The following is a 22,097-nucleotide window of genomic DNA, read 5'->3' on the forward strand; positions in this document are numbered from 1 at the left end:
TCACCTGTCTCCGCGGGAGGAAGCCCGGCGCTCGGCCGCCTGTTGCCGCCGGCTGCGGGACTGACGACGGTTTTCCGCACGCTGCCTGGCTCCGTGCCCGGCGCTCTGGGACCCGGTGCGGGGGCCGCCGAGGTACGCGGCCAGAGAGCCGACGGTGGGGTGCTGGAAGAGTTCGACCATGGTGAGTTCGTGACCGAGGCCGGCGAGCAGGCGGGTGCGGAACTCGGCCATGAGCAGGGAGTGGCCGCCGAGATCGAAGAAGTTGTCCCGCGCTCCGACGCGCTCGACGCCGAGCAGGCCGCGCCACATCTCGGCGAGCGCGTGCTCCAGGCCGTCCTCGGGTGCGACGAACCGGGCTTCGAGGTCGGGGCGGCCGGTGCGCGGCTCGGGGAGTGCCTTGCGGTCGGCCTTGCCGCTGGCGGTGAGGGGCAGTGCGTCGAGCACGGTGAAGGAGGCCGGGACCATGTACTCGGGCAGGTACTCCCGCAGGTGGGCGGCGAGATCGCCGGAGGCGGGCACCGCAGCGCCGGCGGCGGTGACGTAGGCGGCGAGACGGACGTCACCGGGGGCGTGTTCGCGGGCGATCACCACGGCTTCGCGTACGGTTCCGTGCCGGGTCAGGACCGCCTCGATCTCGCCGAGCTCGATGCGCTGGCCACGGAGCTTGACCTGGTGGTCGAGGCGGCCGAGGAATTCCAGCGCGCCGTCGGGGCGGTACCGGGCGAGGTCGCCGGTGCGGTAGATGCGGTCCCCGGGCACGAAGGGATCGTCGGTGAAGCGCTCGGCGGTCAGGTCCGGTCGGTTGAGGTAGCCGCGGGCCAGGCCCCGGCCGCCGATGCACAGTTCGCCGGGGACCCCGGCCGGGACGGGGCGGCCCCGGCGGTCCAGGACGTACATGCGGGTGTTGGCGATGGGGCGGCCGATGGGCACCGGTCGGGGATCCGGTCCCGGACGGCAGTGCCAGGCGGTGACGTCGATGGCGGCCTCGGTGGGGCCGTACAGGTTGTGCAGCTCGGCCCGGTGGAGGTCCAGGAAGCGGTCGTGCAGGGTGCGGGGCAGTTCCTCGCCGCTGCAGAAGACGCGGCGCAGCCCGGCGGACTTCTCCGGGGGCTCCGTGAGGAAGAGCTGGAGCATGGAGGGCACGAAATGGACGGTGGTGATCCGGTCGGCTGCGATGGTGTCGGCGAGGTAGGCGCTGTCACGGTGCCCGCCGGGCCGGGCCACGACGAGGGTCGCGCCGGCCATCAGCGGCCAGAAGAACTCCCACACCGACACGTCGAAGGAGAACGGCGTCTTCTGCAGCACCCGGTCGGTGGCGTCCAGGCCGTAGGCGTCCTGCATCCACAGCAGCCGGTTGCGCAGGGCGGCGTGGACGTTCATCACCCCCTTGGGGCGGCCCGTCGAGCCGGAGGTGAAGATGACGTACGCCAGATCCTCGCCGTCCACCGCGACACCGGGGTCGTCCGGGGACTGCGCGGCCAGCTCCGCGGCGAGATCCTCCACGCGCAGCACGGGGCAGTCGAGCGCCGGCAGCCGTTCCGCCAGGGCACCTTGGGTGAGGACCACGGGCGGCCGGGCGTCGTCGGCGATGGCGGCGAGCCGGGCGGGCGGCAGCTCGGTGTCGAACGGCACGTACGCGGCGCCGGCCTTGAGGACGGCGAGCAGCGCGACGACGAGGTCGAGGGAGCGCTCCATGGCGACGCCGACCAGGGCGTCGCGGCCTGCACCGCGGGCGCGCAGGACGTGCGCGAGGCGGTTGGCGCGCCTGTTCAGCTCCGCGTAGGTGAGGGAGGTGCCGGCGTACCGGACGGCCTCGGCCTCGGGGGTCCTGCGCGCCTGTTCCTCGACGCACTCGTGGACCAGGCCGTGGTGCCATGTCCTGTCGGTGGCGTTCCACTCAGTGAGGAGACGGTGTCGTTCCCCCTCGTCGAGGAGGTCCAGGTCGTCGACGGGGGTGCCGGGCCGGGCGACGACCTGTTCGACCAGGCGGTGGAAATGGCCGGCGAGGCGGACGATGGTGGACTCGTCGAACAGATCACGGTCGTATTCGAACCAGCCGGTGACTCCGCCGTCGGTGTCGAACGCCTGCAACTCCAGGTCGAAGCGGGCGCCTTCGCTCCTGACCTGGAGCCGGGTGAGGCGGGCGCCGGCCATCGCGAGGGTGGGCACGGGCTCCCGGCCGTAGCTGAAGCTGACCTGATAGACGGGGGGCCGGCTGAGGTCGCGGGGGATGTTGAGATCGGCGACGATCAGCTCGAAGGGAACGTCCTGGTGGGCGTACGCGCCCAGGCACGCATCCCGGACGCGGGTGAGGACCTGCGCGAAGTCGGGGTTACCCGACAGATCCGCTCTGAGCGGCAGGGTGTTGACGAAGTAGCCGATCAGCGGCTCGACTTCGGCGCGACCGCGCAGGGCGGTGGGCACGCCGACCACGATGTCCTCCTGGCCGGTGTAGCGGTACAGCAGGATGTGGAAGACGGCCAGGAGCCCCATGTACGGGGTGGCGCCGTGCCGGCCGGCCAGCGCGGCCAGTTCGCGGATCAGGGCCGGCGGCAGGTCGACGGGGACGGAGCCCCCGTTGAAGCCCTGGGCGGCGGGCCGGGGGCGGTCGGTCGGGAGGTCCAGCACGGTGGGCGCGCCGGCCAGGGCGCCGCGCCAGTACGCCAGATCCTGCTGCCAGCCGCCGTCGTCGAGCTGCTGGTGCTGCCAGGCGGCGAAGTCTCCGTACTGGATGGCGAGGTCGGGCAGCGGCGAAGGCGCGCCGGCGGCGAACGCCTCGTACAGCTCGGACAGTTCGGCAAGGAAGACCTCGGTGGACCAGCGGTCGGAGACGAGGTGGTGCATCGCGACGACGAGCACGGACTGCTCGGGTCCTGTGCGCAGCAGCCGGACGCGCAGCAGCGGGCCGGTGTCGATGTCGAAGGGTTCGGCGAGGGCATCGTCGATCCACTTCCGGCGGTCGGCGTCGGTGTACCCCGGGCCGCCGAGGTCGGTGTCCGGGATGTCGATGGCCGGACCGGGGTGGACGACCTGGACGGGAGTGCCGTTGCGGAGCTGGAAGGTGGTGCGCAGGGCCTCGTGGCGGCGGACGATCTCGTCGACCGCCGCGCGCAGCAGACCGGTGTCGAGGTGGCCCTCGACACGGACCGCGCCGGGCACGATGTAGCCCGGGTTGCGTGGCCGGAGCTGTTCGAGGAACCAGGTGCCGCGCTGCAGGACCGCGAGGGGGAAGGTGTCCTCGGCGGGTGCCCGCTCGGCGAGCAGGGCGTCGAAGCGGGCGCGCTGCTCGGGAGTGAGGGCGGCCAGCTTCCGGGTCAGCTCGTCGTCGGTCACTGCCGTCCTTCCCGGCCGGAGTTCTGTGCGGCGGGGCCCTGGGGCGGGCCGGTGAACTCGGCGAGCAGCGCGGCGGCCGTATCGGCCGCCCGGGGCACGCGCCGGATCGCGGCCGGTGCCCCGGAGCGGTCGTGCGGTGTATCCGTCTCGGAGCCGCCGCCGGTCGCAGCCAGCTCCTTGACGAGGCGCTCGGCGACGCTGCGGATGGTCGCGCCGCCGAGGAAGTCGGTGATCTGCAGGGTGAGGCCGAGCCTGTCCTGGATCTCGTTGCGCAGTTCGACGGCCATCAGGGAGTCCAGGCCGAAACCGGTCAGCGGCTCGTCCAGGCCGACGTCGCCGGAGGCGGAGCCGAGGACGTCCTTGACGCTCAGCACGAACCGGGCGGCCAGGGTGTCCAGTTGCTCGGGCTCGGCCAGCCCGCGGAGTTCGGTGGCGGTGGGGATACGGCTCGGGCGGCGCCGGTTGCGCGAGGAGCGCCGGGAGGACCGGGCGGGGCGGGTACGGGAGTCGTCCCCCGCCTCGGCGGTGCTCTCGACGGCGGGCGCGGCCGGGCGGTCCCCGTGCCAGGGCCGGGGCGGCTCCCAGCAGCGGGTCGGTTCGAAGGGGTAGGTGGGCAGCGCGGCCTTGGTGCGGGTGTAGTCGCCGTCGAACCCGTCCCAGTCGATGTCGACACCGGCCGCGTACAGCTCGGCGACCGTCTCCAGCAGCACCTCCCAGTCATCGTGCCGGGGGCGCAGGCTGGGCAGCAGCAGGTCGTCATGGTCGGGCGGCAGGGCGTCGCTGACGACGCCGAGCAGGGTCGGGGCGGGGCCGACCTCGACGAAGGTGCGGTGGCCCAGGTCGCGCAGGGTCTGCACGCCGTCGGCGAAGCGCACCGTGTCCCGGACGTGCCGGCCCCAGTAGTCGGCACCGGGGACCTGCTCCCATGGCCACAGCTCGCCGCTGACGTTGGAGACGAGGGGGATGCGGGGAGCGGCGAACGCGATCTTGTCCGCGGCGCGGCGCAGCGGCTCGACGGCGGGCTCCATCAGCGGCGAGTGGCCGGCGGAGGCGATGTGCAGGGGCTTGGCCTTGACGCCGCGGGCGGCGAAGGCGGCGCAGACGGCCTCGACCAGGTCGCGGTCGCCGGAGATGGTGGTGCTGGCCGGACCGTTGACCGCGGCGACGGCGATCCGGTCCGGGTGCGCGGCGATCTCGGCGGCCACCTCTTCCTCGGGAGCGAACACCGCGGCCATGGTGCCCGGCAGCGAGTGCTCCTGGATGACGCGGGCGCGTTGCACCGTGAAGGCCAGCCCGTCCGCCGGCGACATCACGCCCGCGACGCATGCGGCGACGCACTCGCCGAAGCTGTGGCCGAGCACCGCCGCGGGAGTCACCCCCCAGGAGCGCCACAGCTCGGCCATCGCGTACTCCACCGCGAAGGTCGCGGGCTGGGCGTACGCCGTCTCGTTGATCTGCCGGTCGTCGGGGTCGTCCGGGAAGAGGACCGACAGCAGCGGGCGGTCGAGCAGCGGTTCGAGGATCCGCGCGCACTCGTCGACGGTGCGCCGGAAGGTGGGCTGGGTGTCGTAGAGGACACGGGCCATGCCCGGGCGCTGGGCGCCCTGCCCGGTGAAGAGGAAGACCACGTCGGAACCGCGGGCCTCGCCGAACGCCAGGCCGGGCCGGGTCTCGCCGCGGAGGAAGCCGGCGAGCCGGTCGGCGACTTCCTTGCGGGTGGTGCCGACGGCGGCGAGGCGGTGGCGGAAGTGGGTGCGGCCGGTCGCGGCGGAATGGCACAGGTCGGCCAGCGGCGTGCCGTCGCCGTCGGCGAGCCGGTCGGCGTACCGGCGGGCGAGAGCGGCCAGCGCCGTCTCGGTGCGGGCGGACAGGGCCAGGACGCCGGCCGGCCGCCGGTGGTCCGCGGGCACCGGCGGGGCTGACGGCGCCTGTTCCAGGATCATGTGCACGTTCGTGCCGCTGAGGCCGAAGCTGCTCACGGCGGCGGTGCGCGGGCCTTCGGTCTCCGGCCAGGGGGTGACGCGGGTGGGTACGTCGAAGGTGGTGCCCTCGAAGGAGATGTTGGAGTTCAGCCGGGTGAAGTGCAGGTTGGGCGGGATGGCTCCGTGGGAGACGCACAGCGCGGCCTTGATCAGCCCGGCGATACCCGCCGCCGCCTCCAGGTGGCCGATGTTGGTCTTGACGGCGCCGAGGTATACGGGCGCGCCGTGGTCCCGTCCGTACACCTCGGCGAGTGCCCCGGCCTCGATCGGGTCGCCGAGGCGCGTGCCGGTGCCGTGTGTCTCGATGTACCCGACCTGTTCGGGCCGGACCCCGCCGGCTGCCAGGGCGCGGCGGTAGACCCCCACCTGCGCGGCGCCGTTGGGCGCGGTGATGCCGGCGCTGCGCCCGTCCTGGTTGACCGCGCCGCCGCGTACGACGGCGAGGATCCGGTCCCGGTCGCGTACGGCGTCCGAGAGCCGCTTGAGGACGACGACACCGCAGCCCTCGCCGCGTACGTAGCCGTCGGCGGCGTCGGAGAAGGTCATCGCCCGTCCCTGCCGGGACACCGAGCCGAACTGCGACTGGGAGATCAGCAGGACCGGGGAGAGCACGACGTTGACGCCACCGGCCAGCGCCATGTCGCACTCCCCCGTACGCAGGCTCTGGCATGCCTGGTGGACGGCGAGCAGGGAGGAGGAGCACGCCGTGTCGACGGCGAGGTTGGGGCCGCGCAGGTCGAGCAGGTAGGAGATGCGGGCCGGGACGAAGCTGGCCGCGGCGCCCGAGCTGGTGTACGCGGTGACGTCCTCGGGGTGGCGGATCCGGGAGGTGACGTGGTCCGAGCTGGCGGTGCCCATGAACACGCCGGTGTCGCTGCCGGCCAGGCCGGAGGGCGCCTGGCCGGCATCCTCCAGGGCCTCCCAGCACACTTCGAGGGTCAGGCGCTGGTGGGGGTCCATCGCCAGCGCCTCGCGCCGGGAGATTCCGAAGAAGTCGTGGTCGAACCGGTCGAGACCCTCGATGAACGCGCCGGAGCGGGTGTAGATCTTGCCCGGCTTGCCGGCCTCCTCGTCGTAGAAGGCGTCGTGGTCCCACCGGTCGGCGGGAATGTCGCCGACGGCGTCGACGCCGCCGGTGAGCATCCGCCAGTACGTGGCGGTGTCGGTGACGCCGCCGGGGAAGCGGCAGCCGACGCCGACGACGGCGACGGGTTCGGTGCGCGCCCGCTCGTACTCCTCGATCCGGCGCTGCAGGCGCTCCATCGTCAGGTAGGCGTTCTTGAGCGTGTCGGCCGATACCAGGGTGCGTTCCGGTGACGTCATCGCCGGCCCCCTTCGTCTATCTGCTTCGTCTTGGCCAGCAGGAGCGCCTCGAGGTCGGTGGTGGACATCCCGTCGAGGTCGGGCGGGGCGCTCGTCGGGAGCGGGCCGGCGCTCCGCTGGTCCCCGGCGAGGGGAGCGGGTGGACCGGACGCGGCCTTCCCGGCAGGGCGTTCGGGAACCGTCAGGCCGGGTTCCAGCTCGACGTCCATGCGCTCCGCCAGATACGGCACCAGGGCGTCGATGGTCGGAAAGCGCCAGGCGATGGTCGAGGGCAGCTCCACCCGGAGCGAGGACACCAGCGAGTTGCGCAGTTCCAGGGAGAGCAGCGAGTCGAACCCCATGCTGTTCATGGGGGCGCTGGTGTCGATCCTGCCGGGCTCGGCGCCCACCACACGGGCCGCGACCGCCCGGCAGTGCTCGGTCAGAACGGCCCGGCGGCGGCGACCCGGCTCGACGGAGAGCAGTCGGCGGCGAACCTCGCTCGTGGCCGGCCGGCTGGCCGGGGACTCTCCGGGCGCGTCCCCGAGCAGGGTGCCGAGGAGACCTCCTCCGGGGTGGTCGCGCAGCTTGTCCCGGTCCAGGGGCAGGACGCAGACCTGGGCGGCGTCGGTGCGCAGCAGCCGGTCGAGGGTCGCTATGCCGTCGCCGGGGCTGATGCTCTCGATGCCGCGGGCGGCGAGGACGCCGCCGCGGTCGGGGCGGGCGGCGAGGCCGATGTCCGACCAGGGACCCCAGTCGATGCTGAGCGCGGGCAGTCCGCGGGCACGCCGGTGGTGGGCGAGGGTGTCCAGGAGGGCGCTGGCGGCGGCGTAGTTGCCCTGGCTGGCGGAGCCGAGCACGGCGGCTGCCGAGGAGTACAGCACGAAGAAGTCCAGTTCGCGGTCCGAGGTGGCGTGGTGCAGGTGCCAGGCGGCGGTGGCCTTGGGTGCGGCGACCGAGCGGAACCGCTCCCGGTCCAGGCCGGTCAGCAGTCCGTCGTCGAGGACTCCGGCGGCGTGCACGACGCCGGCCAGGGGCGGCATGGTGGCGTCGATGCGGGCGAGGACTTCGTCGAGGCTGCCGCGCTGGGACACGTCGGCACTGACGACGGCGACCTCCGCGCGGTCCCGCAGCTCGGCGACGGCCCGTTCGGCGGCGGCCGAGGGGGCGTTGCGACCCGCCAGCACGAGGTGGCGGGCGCCCGCCCCGGCCAGGTAGCGAGCGGTCTCCAGGCCGAGCGCGCCGAGCCCGCCGGTGATCAGGTAGGTGCCGTCCGGCCGTACGGGAGCCGCGCCTGGGGCGGTGGTGATCCGCTCGTGGGGATCGGGCCGCAGCACCAGCTTGCCGGTGTGCCGCGCCTGCGCCATGGCGCTGAAGGCGGCCGGCGCGTCGGAGAAGCGGTGGGTGGTGACGGGCAGAGCGGTGAACTCGCCGCCGTCGAAACCCCGGACGATGTCGGCGAAGAGCCCGGCGATCTCCTCGGGCTGCTCGCGGATGGTGCGTTCCAGGTCCACGGCGAAGAGGGCGCGGTTGTCCTTGAAGAGCTCCAGCCCGATATGGCTGTTGGCGTAGACGTCCCGCTTGCCGATCTCGACGAACCGGCCGCCCGGTGCCAGCAGCCGCAGGCTGCGCACCAGGGCCTCGCCGGTGGCGGAGTTGAGCACGACGTCGACGCCGCGGCCGCCGGTGCGTTCGGTGATCTCGTCGGCGAAGGCGAGCGTGCGCGAGTCCATGGCGTGCTCCACGCCGAGGCCGCGCAGCAGTTCGCGCTTCTCCTCCGTGCCGGCCGTGGCGTAGACGCGGGCGCCGCGGCGCCGGGCGACCTGCAGCGCGGCCAGTCCGACCCCGCCGGTCGCGGAGTGGATGAGCACGGTCTCGCCCCGGCGCAGCCGGGCCAGGCGCTCCAGGGCGTGGACGGCGGTGAGGAAGGCGATGGGTACGGCGGCGGCCTCGTCCTCGCCGAGGGAGAGCGGCGCGGGGGCGACCAGTTCCTCGACGACCGTGGTGAACGCCGCCATGCTGTGCGCGCCGACCGCGATCACCCGGTCGCCGACGCGGTGACGGGTCACGCCCTCGCCGACGGCGACGACGCGGCCGGCGCACTCGGCGCCGAGGGGGACGACGCCCTTCGCGCCGGGGTAGGTCTCCAGAGCCTTCAGGACGTCGCTGAAGTTCAGGCCGGCGGCGGCGACCTCGATCTCCACCTGGCCGGCTCCCGGCGGCGTGCGGTGCCACCAGGTGGCCGCGACGCTGGCGAGGCGGCCGGGGTGGGCCGCGAGCAGCCGGTGATTGCCGTCGCGCGCCGCGTCGAAGACCCAAGCGGGCTTGGCGTCCGCGGCCGTTTCGGAGGGCGTCCACCGCTGGAGTGCGGGCGTCAGGCGCTCGCCGTGGCGAAGGGCGACCTGGCCGTCGTCGCCGGGGCGCAGCACCTCGGCCAGGAGCAGATCCGCTTCGCCGTCGGGGCGGGCGGGGTCCAGATCGACGACGGTGGGGCGCAGTTCGGCGTGCTCGGCGCCGATCACGCGGGCCAGTCCCCACAGCGGCGCCTGGCCGACCGACAGTTCGTCGCCCGCGGCGGCCCGCTGGGCGCCGCGGGTGAGCAGCACCAGTCGAGGCGCGGGCTCCTGTCCGGTCCGGGCGATCTCCTGGACCAGGTGCAGGGCGGGCACGGTGGCTGCGTCCTGGACGGCGAGCAGCCGTGCGGGGGTGTCGTCCTCGGCGAGCGCGGCGTCGAGGGCCCAGGCGTGCACGATGCCGCCGGGGCGGATGCCGTCGGCGTCCAGGTCAGCCAGGAGCGCGGCGGCATCCTCGCGCCGCTCGGGGTCCAGCACGTACTGGTCCGGGGCCGGTTTGGCGTAGCCGGGGCCGGGGGTGACGGTGACACAGGTGCCGCCGCGGGCCCGCAGTCCGGTGACGAGCGCGTCGCAGGTACCGCCGGCGTCGGCGAACACCAGCCAGGTGCCGGGCTCCGCACCGGCTTCGACCTCGGCCTTCCCCGGCGTCTGCCGCCAGTCGATGTCGTACAGGGCCTCCGCGAGCGGGTCGGCGGAGGTGTCCCCGGCCAGGCGCTTGAGGGCGATGCCAGTGACCTCGCCGACCGGTGCGCCGGAGGCGTCGTAGAGCATGACGGTGGCGTCGGTGATCTCCTCGGCACCGGGTTCCGGTGCGGTGGCCGCGGCGTACGCCCAGCAGGGTTCGGCCCGCTCGGCGTAGAGGGCGAATCCGCCGACGCGCACCGGCAGATAGATGCTCGTGCCGGCGTCGGCCCGGCCGGCGGGCGGCGCCAGGGCGGCCATGAGGGTCTGCAGCGCGCTGTCGAGCACGGCCGGGTGCACCGGGTGCTCGCCGCGGTCCGCGGTCAGGGCGGGCCGGTCGCGCAGCCGGGCCACGGCCTCGCCGGGGCCGCACCACAGTTCTTCGACGCCCTGGAAGGCCGGCCCGTACGCCAGCCCTGCCCGGTGCAGCGCGGCGTAGTGGGCATCGGTGTCCACCGGGGTGGCGCAGCGTTCGCGTACGGCGGCCAGCGGTTCGCCGCCGGGGTCGGGCGCGCCGCTGCGGAAGGCGCCGTGGGCGGCCTCGGTCCATGCGTCGTCGCCCGTGGTCCGGGTGAACAGCCGCAGCGAGCCGGTATCGGCGGTCTCGGGGACGAGGACGAGTTGCAGCGTGGCGTCCTCGGCGTGCTCGGGTACGACGGTCAGCCGGGTGAAGTGGACGTCCGTGAGAGCGGCCGGGCCGCCGAGGTGCTCGCGCGCCGCCGCGAGCCAGGCGTCCAGGACGAGCGCGCCCGGCAGGGCGGGGCTGCCGCCGACCCGGTGGTCGGTCAGATAGCCGAAGCCGTCCAGCGCGACCGGGGCGGACCAGTGGGCGGCGTACGGGGGCAGGGCGGACCGCACGGCGGTGCGGAGGACGGGGTGCCCGCGGTGCTCGGGCCGGTAACGGGTGTGCTCGGCGTACCAGAAGCGGGTGCGCTGCCACGGGTAGGTGGGAAGGCCGGCCATGGGTGCGGCCGGGCCGTACACCCGGGTCCAGTCGATGGGGAAACCGGCGGTGTAGAGCCGGCCGAGTTCCGCGCGGACGGTGGCGCGGCCCGGCCGGTCGCTGCGCAGGGACGAGACGGCGGCCGTGTGACCGTACGACGACAGGCGCTCGGTGACGGCGTCGGTGAGCATCGGGTGCGGAGACATCTCGACGAAGACGTCGTGACCGGACTCGGCCAGCGCGCCGATCGCGGTGTCGAACAGCACCGGCCGGGTGAGGTTGGACGCCCAGTACTCGGCGTCCAGCCGGTCGCCGTCGACGGGCTGCCCGGTGACGGTGGAGATCATGGGGAGGGTGCCGGTGCGCGGACGCAGGTCCGCCAGCAGTCCCCACAGCTCCTGTGCGACGGGCTCCATCAGGGGGCAGTGGGAGGCGAATTCGACCGACTCCAGGACGCGGCAGTACAGGCCCTCTTTCCGAAGGGCCTCGGCCAGCGCCTCCAGGGCGGTGGTCTCCCCCGAGTAGACGGTGGATCCGGGGCTGTTGCCCGCTGCGATCCACACCTGTCCGGGACGTTGTTCGGCGAGGATCTCCCCGGCCCGTTCCAGACCGACGCCGACGACCGCCATCCTGCCCCTGCCGGTCGCGCTCTGCAGGGCGGTGCCGCGGTGCAGTGCGATGACGAGGGCGTCCTCCAGCGCGATCGCTCCCGACAGGTGTGCCGCTGCGATCTCACCGACGCTGTGGCCGACGACGGCGGCAGGTTCGACTCCCCAGGAGCGCCAGAGGGCGGCGAGCGCGATCTGCACCGCGATGAGGGCGGGCTGGCCGACGGCGGTGTCCTGCAGGCAGGATCCGGCGGGGTCGGCGGTGAGCTGGTCCAGCAGTGACCAGTCGGTGTGCCGGCGCAGCAGGGCGTCGCAGCGTTCGACGACCGCGCGGAACACCGGCTCCCCGTCGAGCAGGTCTGCTGCCAGCGGCCACCACCGGGGGCCCTGGCCGGAGAAGACGAACACCGGCTTGGGGTGCCAGCCCACGCGCCGGACGCCGCTGGACAGGCCGGGGGCGTCCGTGCCGCGGCCGAACGCGGAGAGCGCGGTGCGCAGTTCCTCTGCCGACGAGCCGGTGCAGGCCAGCCGGTGTTCGTGGTGGGTGCGGCGGACCGCCGCGGCGGTGGCGAAGACCTCCAGGTCGAGTCCGGGCGCGGCGAGCTTGTCGGCGTAGTCCGCGGCGAGGGCGCGCAGGGCGCGTTCGTCGCGGGCCGAGACGGTCAGCAGGACGGTGTCGTCCGCCGGGTCCTGCCGGGGCGCGGGGTCGGTGGCCGGGGGTTGCTCCAGCACCAGGTGGGCGTTGGTGCCACCGAAGCCGAACGAACTCACTCCGGCCCGTGCGACGCCGTCCTCGCCGGCCGGCCAGGGCTGGAGGGTGTGGGCGACCCGCAGGGCGAGATCGTCGAAGGGGATGTGCGGATTCGGTTCGCGGTAGTGCAGGGTCGCCGGGACGGTGCGGTGGCGGACCGCCAGTGCCGCCTTGATCAGCCCGCCGATGCCCGCGGCGGCCTCCATGTGCCCCAGGTTGGACTTCACCGAGCCGATCAGGCACGGGCGGGCGGGATCACGGCCCTCCCCGAGGACGGCACCGAGCGCCTTGGCCTCGATCGGGTCGCCGAGCGCCGTGCCGGTGCCGTGGGCCTCGACGTACCCGATGTCCGCGCCCCGCACGCCTGCGTTGCTGAAGGCGGCACGCAGCACCCCTTCCTGGGCCTGCGGGTTGGGCGCCATGAGGCCGTTGCTGGCGCCGTCCTGGTTGACGGCACCGCCGCGGATCACGGCGTATACGGGGTCTTTGTCGGCCAGCGCGCGGCTCAGCGGTTTGAGTACGACGACACCGGCGCCCTCGGAGCGCACGTATCCGTCGGCGCGGGAGTCGAACGGCTTGCACCGGCCGTCCGCGGACATCGCGCCGGCCTTGCTGAAGTTGATGGCGAAGGCCGGGGAGAGTACGAGGTTGACCCCGCCGGCGAGGGCCAGTTCGCAGTCACCGCGCTCCAGGCTCGCGCAGGCCTGGAGGACCGCGACCAGCGAGGAGGAGCACGCGGTGTCCACCGCGAGGCTGGGACCGCGCAGGTCCAGAAGATACGACAGGCGGTTCGCGGAGATGCTCAGGGCGCTGCCGGTGCCGGTGTAGGGATCGATGGCGTCGAGGTCACGCAACTGGCCGGTGGCGTAGTCGAAGGTGGAGATGCCGACGAACACGCCGGTGGGCGATCCGGCCAGCCGGTCGGAGGGCATCCCGGCGTTCTCCAGTGCCTCGAACGCCACTTCGGCGAGGAGGCGCTGCTGCGGGTCCATGCGGGTGGCTTCCTGCCGCGAGATGCCGAAGAAGCCGGCGTCGAACCGGTCGACGCCGTCGAGGAACCCTCCCCAGCGGCTGGTGGTACGGCCGGGGGCGGCGGGGTCGTCGGAGGTGAACTGCTCGAGGTCCCAACGGTCCGCCGGGACCTCGGTGACCGCGTCCCGCCCCTCGGTCAGCAGCCGCCAGAAGTCATCGGGACCGTCGACGCCGCCGGGGAAGCGGCATCCGATGCCGACGATCGCAACGGGGTCGGGCGCGGTGGCCGCCGGGCGGGCGCCGGGCCCGGTGCTGCCGTCGGAGCGCCCGGTCGTCGCGGCCTGTGCCGCGGGGAGCGCCGCCGGGAGATCGCCGGCCAGGTGCCCGGCGAGCTTGGCGGGGGTGGGATGCTCCCAGACCACGGTCGGTGCGAGCGGCACTCCGAGCCGTTGCTCCAGGTCGCCGACCATGGTGACCATGTCGACCGACCGCAGTCCGTATCCGGCGAACGGAAGCCCGGGGTCGACGGCTTCGGCCCGGCCGCCGGTCGTGGCGGCGAGCATCTCCCGCAGCCACTGCTCGATCTCGGCCGCGCCCGGGGCGGTCCGGCCGGGGCCGTGCGCACCGGCCGGACCTTCCGGCGCCCCGGGAGCGCCCGCCCGGCCGTCCCGGTCCGCTTCGTCCGCCCGCCACTGGGCCAGCGGCTTCAGGGTCCCGCCGAGTACCGCGTCCAGGCACGCCTGGCGCTGGAGCTTCCCGCTGGAGGTCTTCGGTACGGTGCCGGGGCGTGCCAGCGCGACAAGGAACGCCTCCAGGCCGTGCTCGCGTGCGATCTCGGCCCGGATGCCGGCGATGATCCGGGCGCGGTCCTCCGGCGAACGGCTCCCCCGGTACTCCTGGACGACGATCAGCCGCTCCTCGCCGTCGAGGTCACGGGTGCCCGCCACACCGCAGCCCGACCGCAGGCCGTCGTCGACGGCCTCGACGGTGCGCTCGATGTCGTGCGGGTAGTGGTTGCGGCCCGCCACGATGATGACGTCCTTGATGCGGCCGGTGACATAGATTTCGTCGCCGTCGGTGAAGCCCAGGTCGCCGGTGCGCAGGAACGGGCCCTCGCCGCTGCCGGCGAGCCGGGCGCCGAAGGTCTCTTCGGTCTCCCGCGTACGCCGCCAGTAGCCGCCGGCGACGCTCCGCCCGGCGACCCACAGCTCGCCGATCCGGCCGTCGGGCAGTGCGGCACAGGTCTCCGGGTCCACCGCGACGACCCGCTGGTCGGGCAGCGAGGTGCCGCAGCCCGGCAGTGTCCGGGCGGCCTCGCCGGGTCCGGCGTCCTCGGCGGCGCCGGACAGCAGTCCGCTCACCCGGAGCGTTCTGCTGGGCGGTTCGGCCCGGGGGTCGCCGGTGGAGACCAGCAGGGTGCCCTCGGCCAGGCCGTAGGAAGGGGCATGCGCCGACGGCCGGAAGCCGCAGTCGGCGAACGTGCGGGAGAAGCGCTCCATCGTCTGCTGCCGGACCGGCTCGGCGCCGTTCGCGGCGACGCGCCAGGTGCTCAGGTCAAGGGTGCGCCGTTCCTCCTCGGTCACCTTCCGGACGGCGAGGTCGTAGGCGAAGTTGGGCGCCGCACACGCGGTGCCGCCGGCTTCGGAGATCGCCCGCAGCCAGCGCAGCGGGCGCTTGAGGAAGGAGAACGGCGACATGAACGTCACCGGGAAGCCGGCGTAGGCGGGGGTGAGCAGGCCGAAAATCAGCCCCATGTCGTGGAACGGCGGCAGCCAGCTCACCATGTGCTGGTCCGGGTCGTCGGCGAAGAACCGGCTGTTCATCCCCGCGATGTTGTGCAGCAGGTTGCCGTGGCTGACCATGACGCCCTTGGGACGGCTGGTCGAACCCGAGGTGTACTGCAGGAAGGCGACGTCGTCGCGGACCGATCCGGGGTGGCGCCAGTCCTCGGCGGCGGCCGGGTCGAGATCGTCGATGGTCAGCCAGGCGATGTCCCGCAGCGCGGGGGCGTGTTCGGCGAAGCGGTCGGCCAGGGCGACGGTCTCGGCCGGGGCGAGGATCACGCCGGGATCGGCGTCCTCGATCACCCCGGTCAGCCTCGGCAGGGTACGCATCAGGAAGGCCGGATCGGGCGGGTAGACGGGCACGGCGAGGACGCCGGCGTACAGGCAGCCGAAGAAGGAGGTCACGTAGTCCAGCCCCGCCGGGCACATGATCAACGCCCGCGCACCGGCGGGAACGCGCTCCCGGAGCGCCGCGGCGATCGCGCGGGCCCGTAGGTCGAACGCGCCGTTGGCGAGGGACTCCGGCTCGCCCTCACCGTCCACGAGGAACCGGAAGGTCCGTTGCTCCGGGTGCTCCTCGAAGACCGTGCGGAAATGGTCGACAAGTGACTCGGAATCGCGTCTCAGCATCCGACTGCCCTCTCACATGCTCGACTCAGGCGCGCCTGCCCGCGGAGCGAGTACGGGCCGGCGGCGCGAAATCACCGCGCGCCCGCGTCGTCGTTCCGAAAAGAGCGAGCACGATCCGAAGCAGCACAGCCGCCGCTTACTCAGCGGCTGGTGAATTAATCCGGCCGGACGGCCGGTACATTTCCCAGGCGGCTCCCCTGACTGGCGATTCAGCTTCCAGGAAGCCCCAGGGCCCGTCAAGAAATGGCGAGCCATGGGTCTACGCGCGGAGCGTTCAACTGCCATTGCCGGTCAGTTGAACACCCCGTCGGCCGCCTCGGGGACCATGGACGCATCGGTTCCGGACGCCGGTTCGGGGACCTGGGCGGCTGGACTGCGCCGGCCGCCGGGTGCCAGCATGAACCGCGTACTTGCCCTGACAATTCGGCAGGGCCACAGCGAAACGGACATCCGTAGCGGCTCGAATATTTCCCCACGGGGACCTCGCCTCACCCGCGTTCTGCGGTACTGGTGGAGCAAGCCGGAAAGAGGGCTGGAGTCATGCAGGAGATTCTCGACGCGATCACCGTGGGCGCATCCGGCGAAGTAGGGCACCTGCCGGTGCCCGACTTCTACCGGGGCGTCACCCTCCACGCCGACGAGGTGACGATGTTCGACGGGGTGGCGAGCCGCGACAAGGATCCGCGCAAGTCCCTGCACCTGGAGGAGGTGCCGACGCCGCAGCCGGCCCCCGGCGAGGTCCTGGTCGCGGTGCTGGCCAGCGGGATCAACCACAACACGGTGTGGTCGTCGATCTTCGAACCGCTGCCGACGTTCGGGTTCCTGTCCCGCTACGGCAAGGCTTCGCCGCAGGGCGCTCGGCACGACCTGCCGTACCACGTCCTCGGCTCGGACCTCGCCGGGGTGGTGCTGCGCTGCGGCGAGGGAGTGACGCCGTGGCGGCCCGGGGACGAGGTGGTGGCCCACTGCCTGTCGGTCGAGTTGTCGCACCCCGACGGGCACGCGGACACCATGCTCGACCCGGAGCAGCGGATCTGGGGGTTCGAGACGAACTTCGGCGGCCTGGCCGAGCTGGCACTGGTCAAGGCCAACCAGCTCATGCCCAAGCCCGGGCATCTGACCTGGGAGGAGGCCGCCGCCTCCGGGCTGGTGAACTCCACCGCGTACCGCCAGCTCGTGTCGGCCAACGGCGCCCGGCTCAAGCAGGGTGACACCGTGCTGATCTGGGGCGCGTCCGGCGGCCTCGGCTCCTATGCCACGCAGTTGGTGCTCAACGGCGGGGCGACTCCGGTGTGCGTGGTCTCCAGCCCGGAGAAAGCCGAGGTGTGCCGCCGGATGGGAGCGGAGCTGATCATCGACAGGAGTGCCGAGGGCTACCGGTTCTGGAAGGACGAGCACACGCAGGACCAGCGCGAGTGGCGGCGGTTCGGCACCCGGCTCAGGGAACTGACCGGTGGCGAGGACCCGGACATCGTGTTCGAGCACCCGGGGCGGGAGACCTTCGGCGCCAGCGTGTACGTGGCCCGCCGCGGCGGCACGATCGTGAGCTGCGCGTCGACCTCGGGCTTCCAGCACACGTACGACAACCGGTACCTCTGGATGCACCTCAAGCGAATCGTCGGAACGCACTTCGCCAACTACCGCGAGGCCTGGGCGGCGAACCGGCTCATCGCCCAGGGCCGGATCCACCCCACGCTGTCGGAGGTCGTTCCGCTGGAGCAGACGGCGCAGGCCGTGCACGTCGTCCACCGCAACCTGCACCAGGGCAAGGTCGGCGTGCTGTGCCTGGCTCCTCGGGAAGGGCTCGGGGTGAGGAACCCGGAGCTGCGCGCGCGCCACGAGACGGCGATCAACAGGTTCCGCACCGGGCGGGTTCCGGCTGCCGGGTGAGTGCGGCTCCGGCGGGGAAAGGCCGGCGGGGGCGGGCCCCGCCGCACGCGGACCCGCCCCCGCCGGCCTTTCCCGGCCAGGTCACACCTCGTCGAGAGCGACTCTCAGCGTTGCGGGTCGCATGTCGGTCCAATTGCTCTCGACGTACTCGACGCACTGCTCCCGTCCCGCCGGACCGTGCACCGGCTCCCATCCGGCCGGCACATCGGTGAGTGCCGGCCACAGTGAATACTGGCCCTCCGGGTTGACCAGCACGTGGTATCGCGCGTCGGGGACGTCGAACGCGTTGACCGTATCCGTCATGACTTCATGTCCTCTCACGTTTTCCGGCCTGCCCGGGGGTGCGTCAATCTCAGGCGCCCGGTGACAGCCGCCGCAGGCCACCGTCCTCCGGCGCCCGGTCCTCGGACTGGACCCGGCGCACCCGGACTTCGGCGGCGAACTTCAGCCACCTGTCGGCGCACAACTGGGCTGCGTGCGCCACGTCGACGGCGCGGTGGGCGGGAACACCGGCCACCAGGTCGCGCCACTCCTCGTCCGGTACCTGTTGCGAACTCAGCAGACGTAACAGCGCCCGGCCGGTCTGCGACATGCGCAGCGACGGATCTCGGCGCATCCGGGCCAGCACGTTCTCGAAGCTCACCCCGGACTGGTCGGGCACGGTCCCCGAATCCGTCGGCCCGGGCGCGGCCACCGCGGCGCAGTCCGCCTCGGCGGCCCGCAGCTTGGGAGGCACCGGGTCCAGGCCCATGCGCAGACGGTTGCGTACGTCACGGGCGGTGGCGAGGGCGACCCCGGCCCTGCTGGCGATCTCCCGCAACGACGCGCTGGGGGACTCGGCGATGACCTGGCTCGCGGCGATACGACCGGACGCGCTGTTGAGCGGGCGGACGCGGCCGTCCCGGCCGACGCGCAGGGACAAGGGGGCCACCGGCATGTCGACGGCGCCGCGCAGCGCCCCCACCGCCCCCGGGGACAGACCCGTCACGGACGCTATCCGCCGGTCCGACCAGTGCGGGTGACTCTCGATGATGCGCCGCGCGGCCGCGTTGCGGTCCTTCCGGGACAACGGTAGTCCGTGCTTGGCGTTGAGCTCCACGGCGAGCACGAACACGTCTTCCGCCGGGCCCTCCACGAACCAGCCTTCGATGCGCTGCTGACCGCGCAGACTCGCGGCGCGCAGCCGGTGCATACCGTCCACGACCTGCATGGTGGAGCGGTTGACGACGATCGGGGGTAAGGGTGCATCCGACTCGGCGAGTATCCGCGCGTGTTCTTCGATCTCGCCCGCCAGGCGAGGTGAGTCGGCGGGCAACAAGGAACTGATGAGAAAAGAGTGAGTATCGCGGGAGACAAGTTGCTCATGGAGCATTTCGGACACGTAGCCTCTCTTGGCACTTCCGTGAGCACGACAACAAGAACCTTTCCGGGCGCGCCCATGAACCGGCAGAGAATCCTTACCACTGACGAAGTCCCTGAATCCCTCCTCTGCCCTGACGGCATATGCATTCAGCGCGCAACGCCGCCCTGTGATCGATTGAGCGTGTCAACAAACCGACCTACGCACCCATCCCGACACGGACCCACCCCCCCTGCGCACCCACCTCCGAGCGCTCCGGCGAGCCTCCGCAGGCCACATCGGGAAGGCACGCGCGACGGAATGCCGTGAGGTTTGAGATCTTGTTCCATTTACGATCGTTTACATAGCTTGATATCGACAGGCGTCGGCGACGTCAAGCAGGCAGAGCAAACGCTCCGGCCAGAACGCCCGCACAATCATGAGCCGTCACCGCGAAAATCGGTACGCGAGGTACGCAGGACAAATTTCTGCCATCCACGGCCTACGTTTTCTGTAAAATTTCTGCAATGTTCACGACAGATGAAGATCAGGCTGGACCACCGGTGCCTCAGCGCAGCACGTGGCGCACAGCGGGGGCGCGCCCTGCCCGAGGAGACCGTGACCGCCGACTCAGCACGGCTGACGCAGGGTCCGTCTGAAGACCTGGCAGATCTTCGGTCACGCGCTTACAGCCCGAACCGCATGACGTCAATCAGCAAAGCATCCACACCTTGAGTGACATCCCAGAAGAAGCCTACGGTCCGTCCGGTCCGTGATCGTCCCCACGTCAGCGACCCTCGCCGGGCGCGGGAAGCCGTAGCCCGCAGGTCCGGGCGGACGTGAGGCACCGCGACCGCCCGACCGGTGGCCAGCCCGAAAGAGGCGCGCTGTTGAGCTTCAAGGGCCCTCGCGTGCCGACCTCTTACTGCACACGCGCGAGACAGACGGCAACATTAACCCAATTGCTGCTTTTACGCCTTCTGGGAAGTCCGGCACGCGGAGAGGCGCCCCATACCCAAGAGCCCCAGGAAGCAGAACCAGCGCCCAGCACTCTCGGCAGTAGTCCCCGAGGAACCGCCAGGACTCCCCCCGAGGTCGCCGGAGCACCGCTGCCCCTCCTGGTGAAGGTGCACGAGCGCTCCAGGGACAGCGCCGCAACCCCTCCCGCTCCCGCCCTGCCGGGAAAGTCACCTACTCACCAAGCAGACAATCCCGACAAACAGGGGACTGAACCCCCACACTCGACCGTTCGACAAAGCCGCTGGCCAGAGCGCCACCCGGCAGCATCTTGACCTGCCGCCGCCATCGGTCGCCAAAGGTGTCCCACGACGAACGGCCCGGTCAACCGGGCGGACCAAGGCCGATTCTGAAGTGTCCGAGGGGCGAGTTGACCATTACACCCACGCCCTCGCACGGAGAACATCACCGGCCTTGGGCTGATGCGCCTCCGTGCCGATTCCAGCGTCTCGCCAGATTCTCGCGCAGCACCGGGGCGCAGCCGACGCCGGTGCGATGCCCGTGCCCGCATCCCGGAGGATCAGCTCGTCGACGCCCGGGTGGGTACGCGCGTGAAGGCGGCCAGCCGGCGGCGAGGGCAAGCCGGAAGACCAGCCTGGAGCCGCCACCGACGGAGCCGGTACCGCCTCGACCGGTACCGCGCCGCCCGTGGGGCGCTTGCCGAAGCCGGTGGTGATCGTCTCCCCCTGGACGGCCATCTGCGTCGCGTGAATGTCCAATTCAACCGGTTCCCGCCTGTTGACCGGGACTCGCGGGCGAGGGCAGACTGATATTGAAATAAACTTCACTGGACGAACGAGACGTGAGTGCGGGGAAGTGAGGGGACATGGCCGAGGTCCGGACGCTGCGGGATGCGGTCGGCGAGTTGATCCACGACGGCGACACCGTCGCGATGGAGGGCTTCACCCACCTCATCCCCTTCGCCGCCGCCCACGAGATCATCCGGCAGGGCATCACCGACCTCACCCTCGTGCGCATGACACCGGACGTGATCTACGACCAGCTCATCGGCGCCGGGCTCGTCCGCAAGCTCATGTTCTCCTGGGGAGGGAACCCCGGGGTCGGCTCGCTGCACCGGTTCCGGGACGCGGTCGAGAACGGCTGGCCGCGGCCGCTCGAGCTGGACGAGCACAGCCACGCCGGGATGGCGAACCGCTACGTCGCAGGCGCGTCCGGGCTGCCGTTCGCGGTACTGCGCGGCTACGCGGGGACAGGGCTGCCGGACCGCACCGGGACCGTCTCGACCGTGCGATGCCCCTTCACCGGCGAGGAGCTGGCGGCCGTCGCCGCCGTCAACCCGGACGTGACCGTGATCCACGCCCAGCAGGCAGATCGAGACGGCAACGTCCAGATGTGGGGGCTCATCGGGGTGCAGAAGGAGGCGGCGCTGGCCGCACGGTGCGTGCTGGTCACCGTCGAGGAGATCGTCGACAGGCTCGAACCCAGACCCGGTGCCGTGGTGCTGCCGGGCTGGACGGTGACCGCCGTCGCCGAGGTGCCGGACGGCGCCCACCCCTCGTACGCCGCGGGTTACTCGCAGCGCGACAACGACAGCTACCAGGACTGGGACCCCATCGCGCGCGACCGCGACGCCTTCACCGCCTGGTTGGACACGCACGTACGGGAGAGAGCCGTCCGATGAGCGGCTGGACGAGCGACGAGCTGATGACCGTCAACGCCGCGCGCGCCCTCGCGGACGCCAGGACCTGCTTCGTCGGCATCGGCCTGCCGAGCACCGCGGCGAACCTCGCCCGGCGGACCGCCCGTCCGGACCTGGTGCTCGTCTACGAATCCGGCACGATCGGATCGAGGCCGACCCGGCTGCCGCTGTCCATCGGCGACGGCGAGCTCGCCGACACCGCCGACGCCGTGGTGTCGGTGCCGGAGATGTTCAACTACTGGCTCCAGGCCGGACGGATCGACGTCGGCTTCCTCGGCGCCGCCCAGCTCGACCGGTACGCGAACATCAACACCACCGTCGTCGACCGCGGCCCGGACCGGCCGCAGGGCCGGCTGCCCGGCGCGGGCGGGGCGCCGGAGATCGCCGCGAGCTGCGGCGAGGTCCTCATCGTGCTGCGGCACTCGCCCCGCAGCTTCGTCGAGCGGCTGGACTTCGTCACCTCCGTGGGCCACGGCTCGGGGCCCGGGGACCGCCGCCGGCTCGGGCTGCGCGGCAAGGGCCCCACCGCCGTCATCACCGACCTGGGCGTGCTGCGCCCCGACCCGGCCACCGCCGAGCTGGTCCTGACCGAGCTGCACCCCGGCGTGACCGCGGAGCAGGTGCGGGCGGCCACCGGGTGGGAGCTGAAGACCGCCGACGCCGTTGGCACCACGGTGCCGCCCACGGCACAGGAGCTGAGCGCGCTGCGGGCCCTCAAGACCGCGGGGAGGGCATCGGCATGAAGACCGACGGCCTCAACGACGTCTACATCGTCGACGCGGTCCGCACCCCGGCCGTCACGTACGGCGGCGCCCTGTCCGGCATCCGCCCGGACGACCTCGCCGCCCAGG

8 protein-coding genes are annotated in these 22,097 nt (G+C 72.5%); 3 read left to right on the top strand and 5 right to left on the bottom strand.

From position 1 onward, the window contains the following. The 3 genes from FB457_RS07925 to FB457_RS07935 are packed head-to-tail and all read right to left on the bottom strand — an operon-like array spanning position 1 to position 15,340. On the bottom strand, positions 1-3,333 hold the full coding sequence (locus FB457_RS07925; RefSeq protein WP_145781357.1) for a non-ribosomal peptide synthetase: 3,333 nt from the start codon (positions 3,331-3,333) through the stop codon (positions 1-3). Beyond that, positions 3,330-6,638, bottom strand: coding sequence for a type I polyketide synthase (locus FB457_RS07930; protein ID WP_145781358.1), 3,309 nt, complete (start codon positions 6,636-6,638; stop codon positions 3,330-3,332). The genes FB457_RS07925 and FB457_RS07930 overlap by 4 nt, the downstream gene beginning before the upstream one ends. After that, positions 6,635-15,340: a type I polyketide synthase gene (locus FB457_RS07935; RefSeq protein WP_145781360.1), complete on the bottom strand. Its 8,706-nt coding sequence runs from the start codon at positions 15,338-15,340 to the stop codon at positions 6,635-6,637. Before FB457_RS07935 ends, FB457_RS07930 begins: the two co-directional genes overlap by 4 nt. 540 nt (positions 15,341-15,880) lie before the next feature. Between FB457_RS07935 and ccrA the strand changes: the two genes are divergently transcribed. Further along, positions 15,881-17,230 (top strand): crotonyl-CoA carboxylase/reductase, encoded by a 1,350-nt coding sequence (gene ccrA, locus FB457_RS07940; protein ID WP_047018886.1) that lies wholly within the window; start codon positions 15,881-15,883, stop codon positions 17,228-17,230. 81 nt (positions 17,231-17,311) lie between these two features. Here the strand turns inward: ccrA and FB457_RS07945 are convergent, their stop codons facing one another. Next, positions 17,312-17,533 (bottom strand): MbtH family NRPS accessory protein, encoded by a 222-nt coding sequence (locus FB457_RS07945; RefSeq protein ID WP_145781362.1) that lies wholly within the window; start codon positions 17,531-17,533, stop codon positions 17,312-17,314. A gap of 49 nt (positions 17,534-17,582) precedes the next feature. Further along, on the bottom strand, positions 17,583-18,440 hold the full coding sequence (locus tag FB457_RS07950) for a hypothetical protein (protein WP_486588975.1): 858 nt from the start codon (positions 18,438-18,440) through the stop codon (positions 17,583-17,585). A gap of 1,972 nt (positions 18,441-20,412) precedes the next feature. On the opposite strand from FB457_RS07950, the gene FB457_RS07955 reads away from it, so the two are divergent. Continuing rightward, positions 20,413-21,228 carry a CoA transferase subunit A gene (locus FB457_RS07955; RefSeq protein WP_047018882.1) on the top strand — a complete coding sequence of 272 codons (816 nt, stop codon included), beginning with the start codon at positions 20,413-20,415 and terminating at the stop codon, positions 21,226-21,228. Then, a complete protein-coding gene (locus FB457_RS07960; protein ID WP_047018881.1) occupies positions 21,225-21,989 on the top strand; it encodes a CoA-transferase subunit beta in 765 nt (254 codons plus the stop codon). The genes FB457_RS07955 and FB457_RS07960 overlap by 4 nt, the downstream gene beginning before the upstream one ends. Positions 21,990-22,097: the final 108 nt, after the last annotated feature.

The sequence above is a fragment of the Streptomyces sp. CNZ287 genome, from assembly GCF_007827615.1.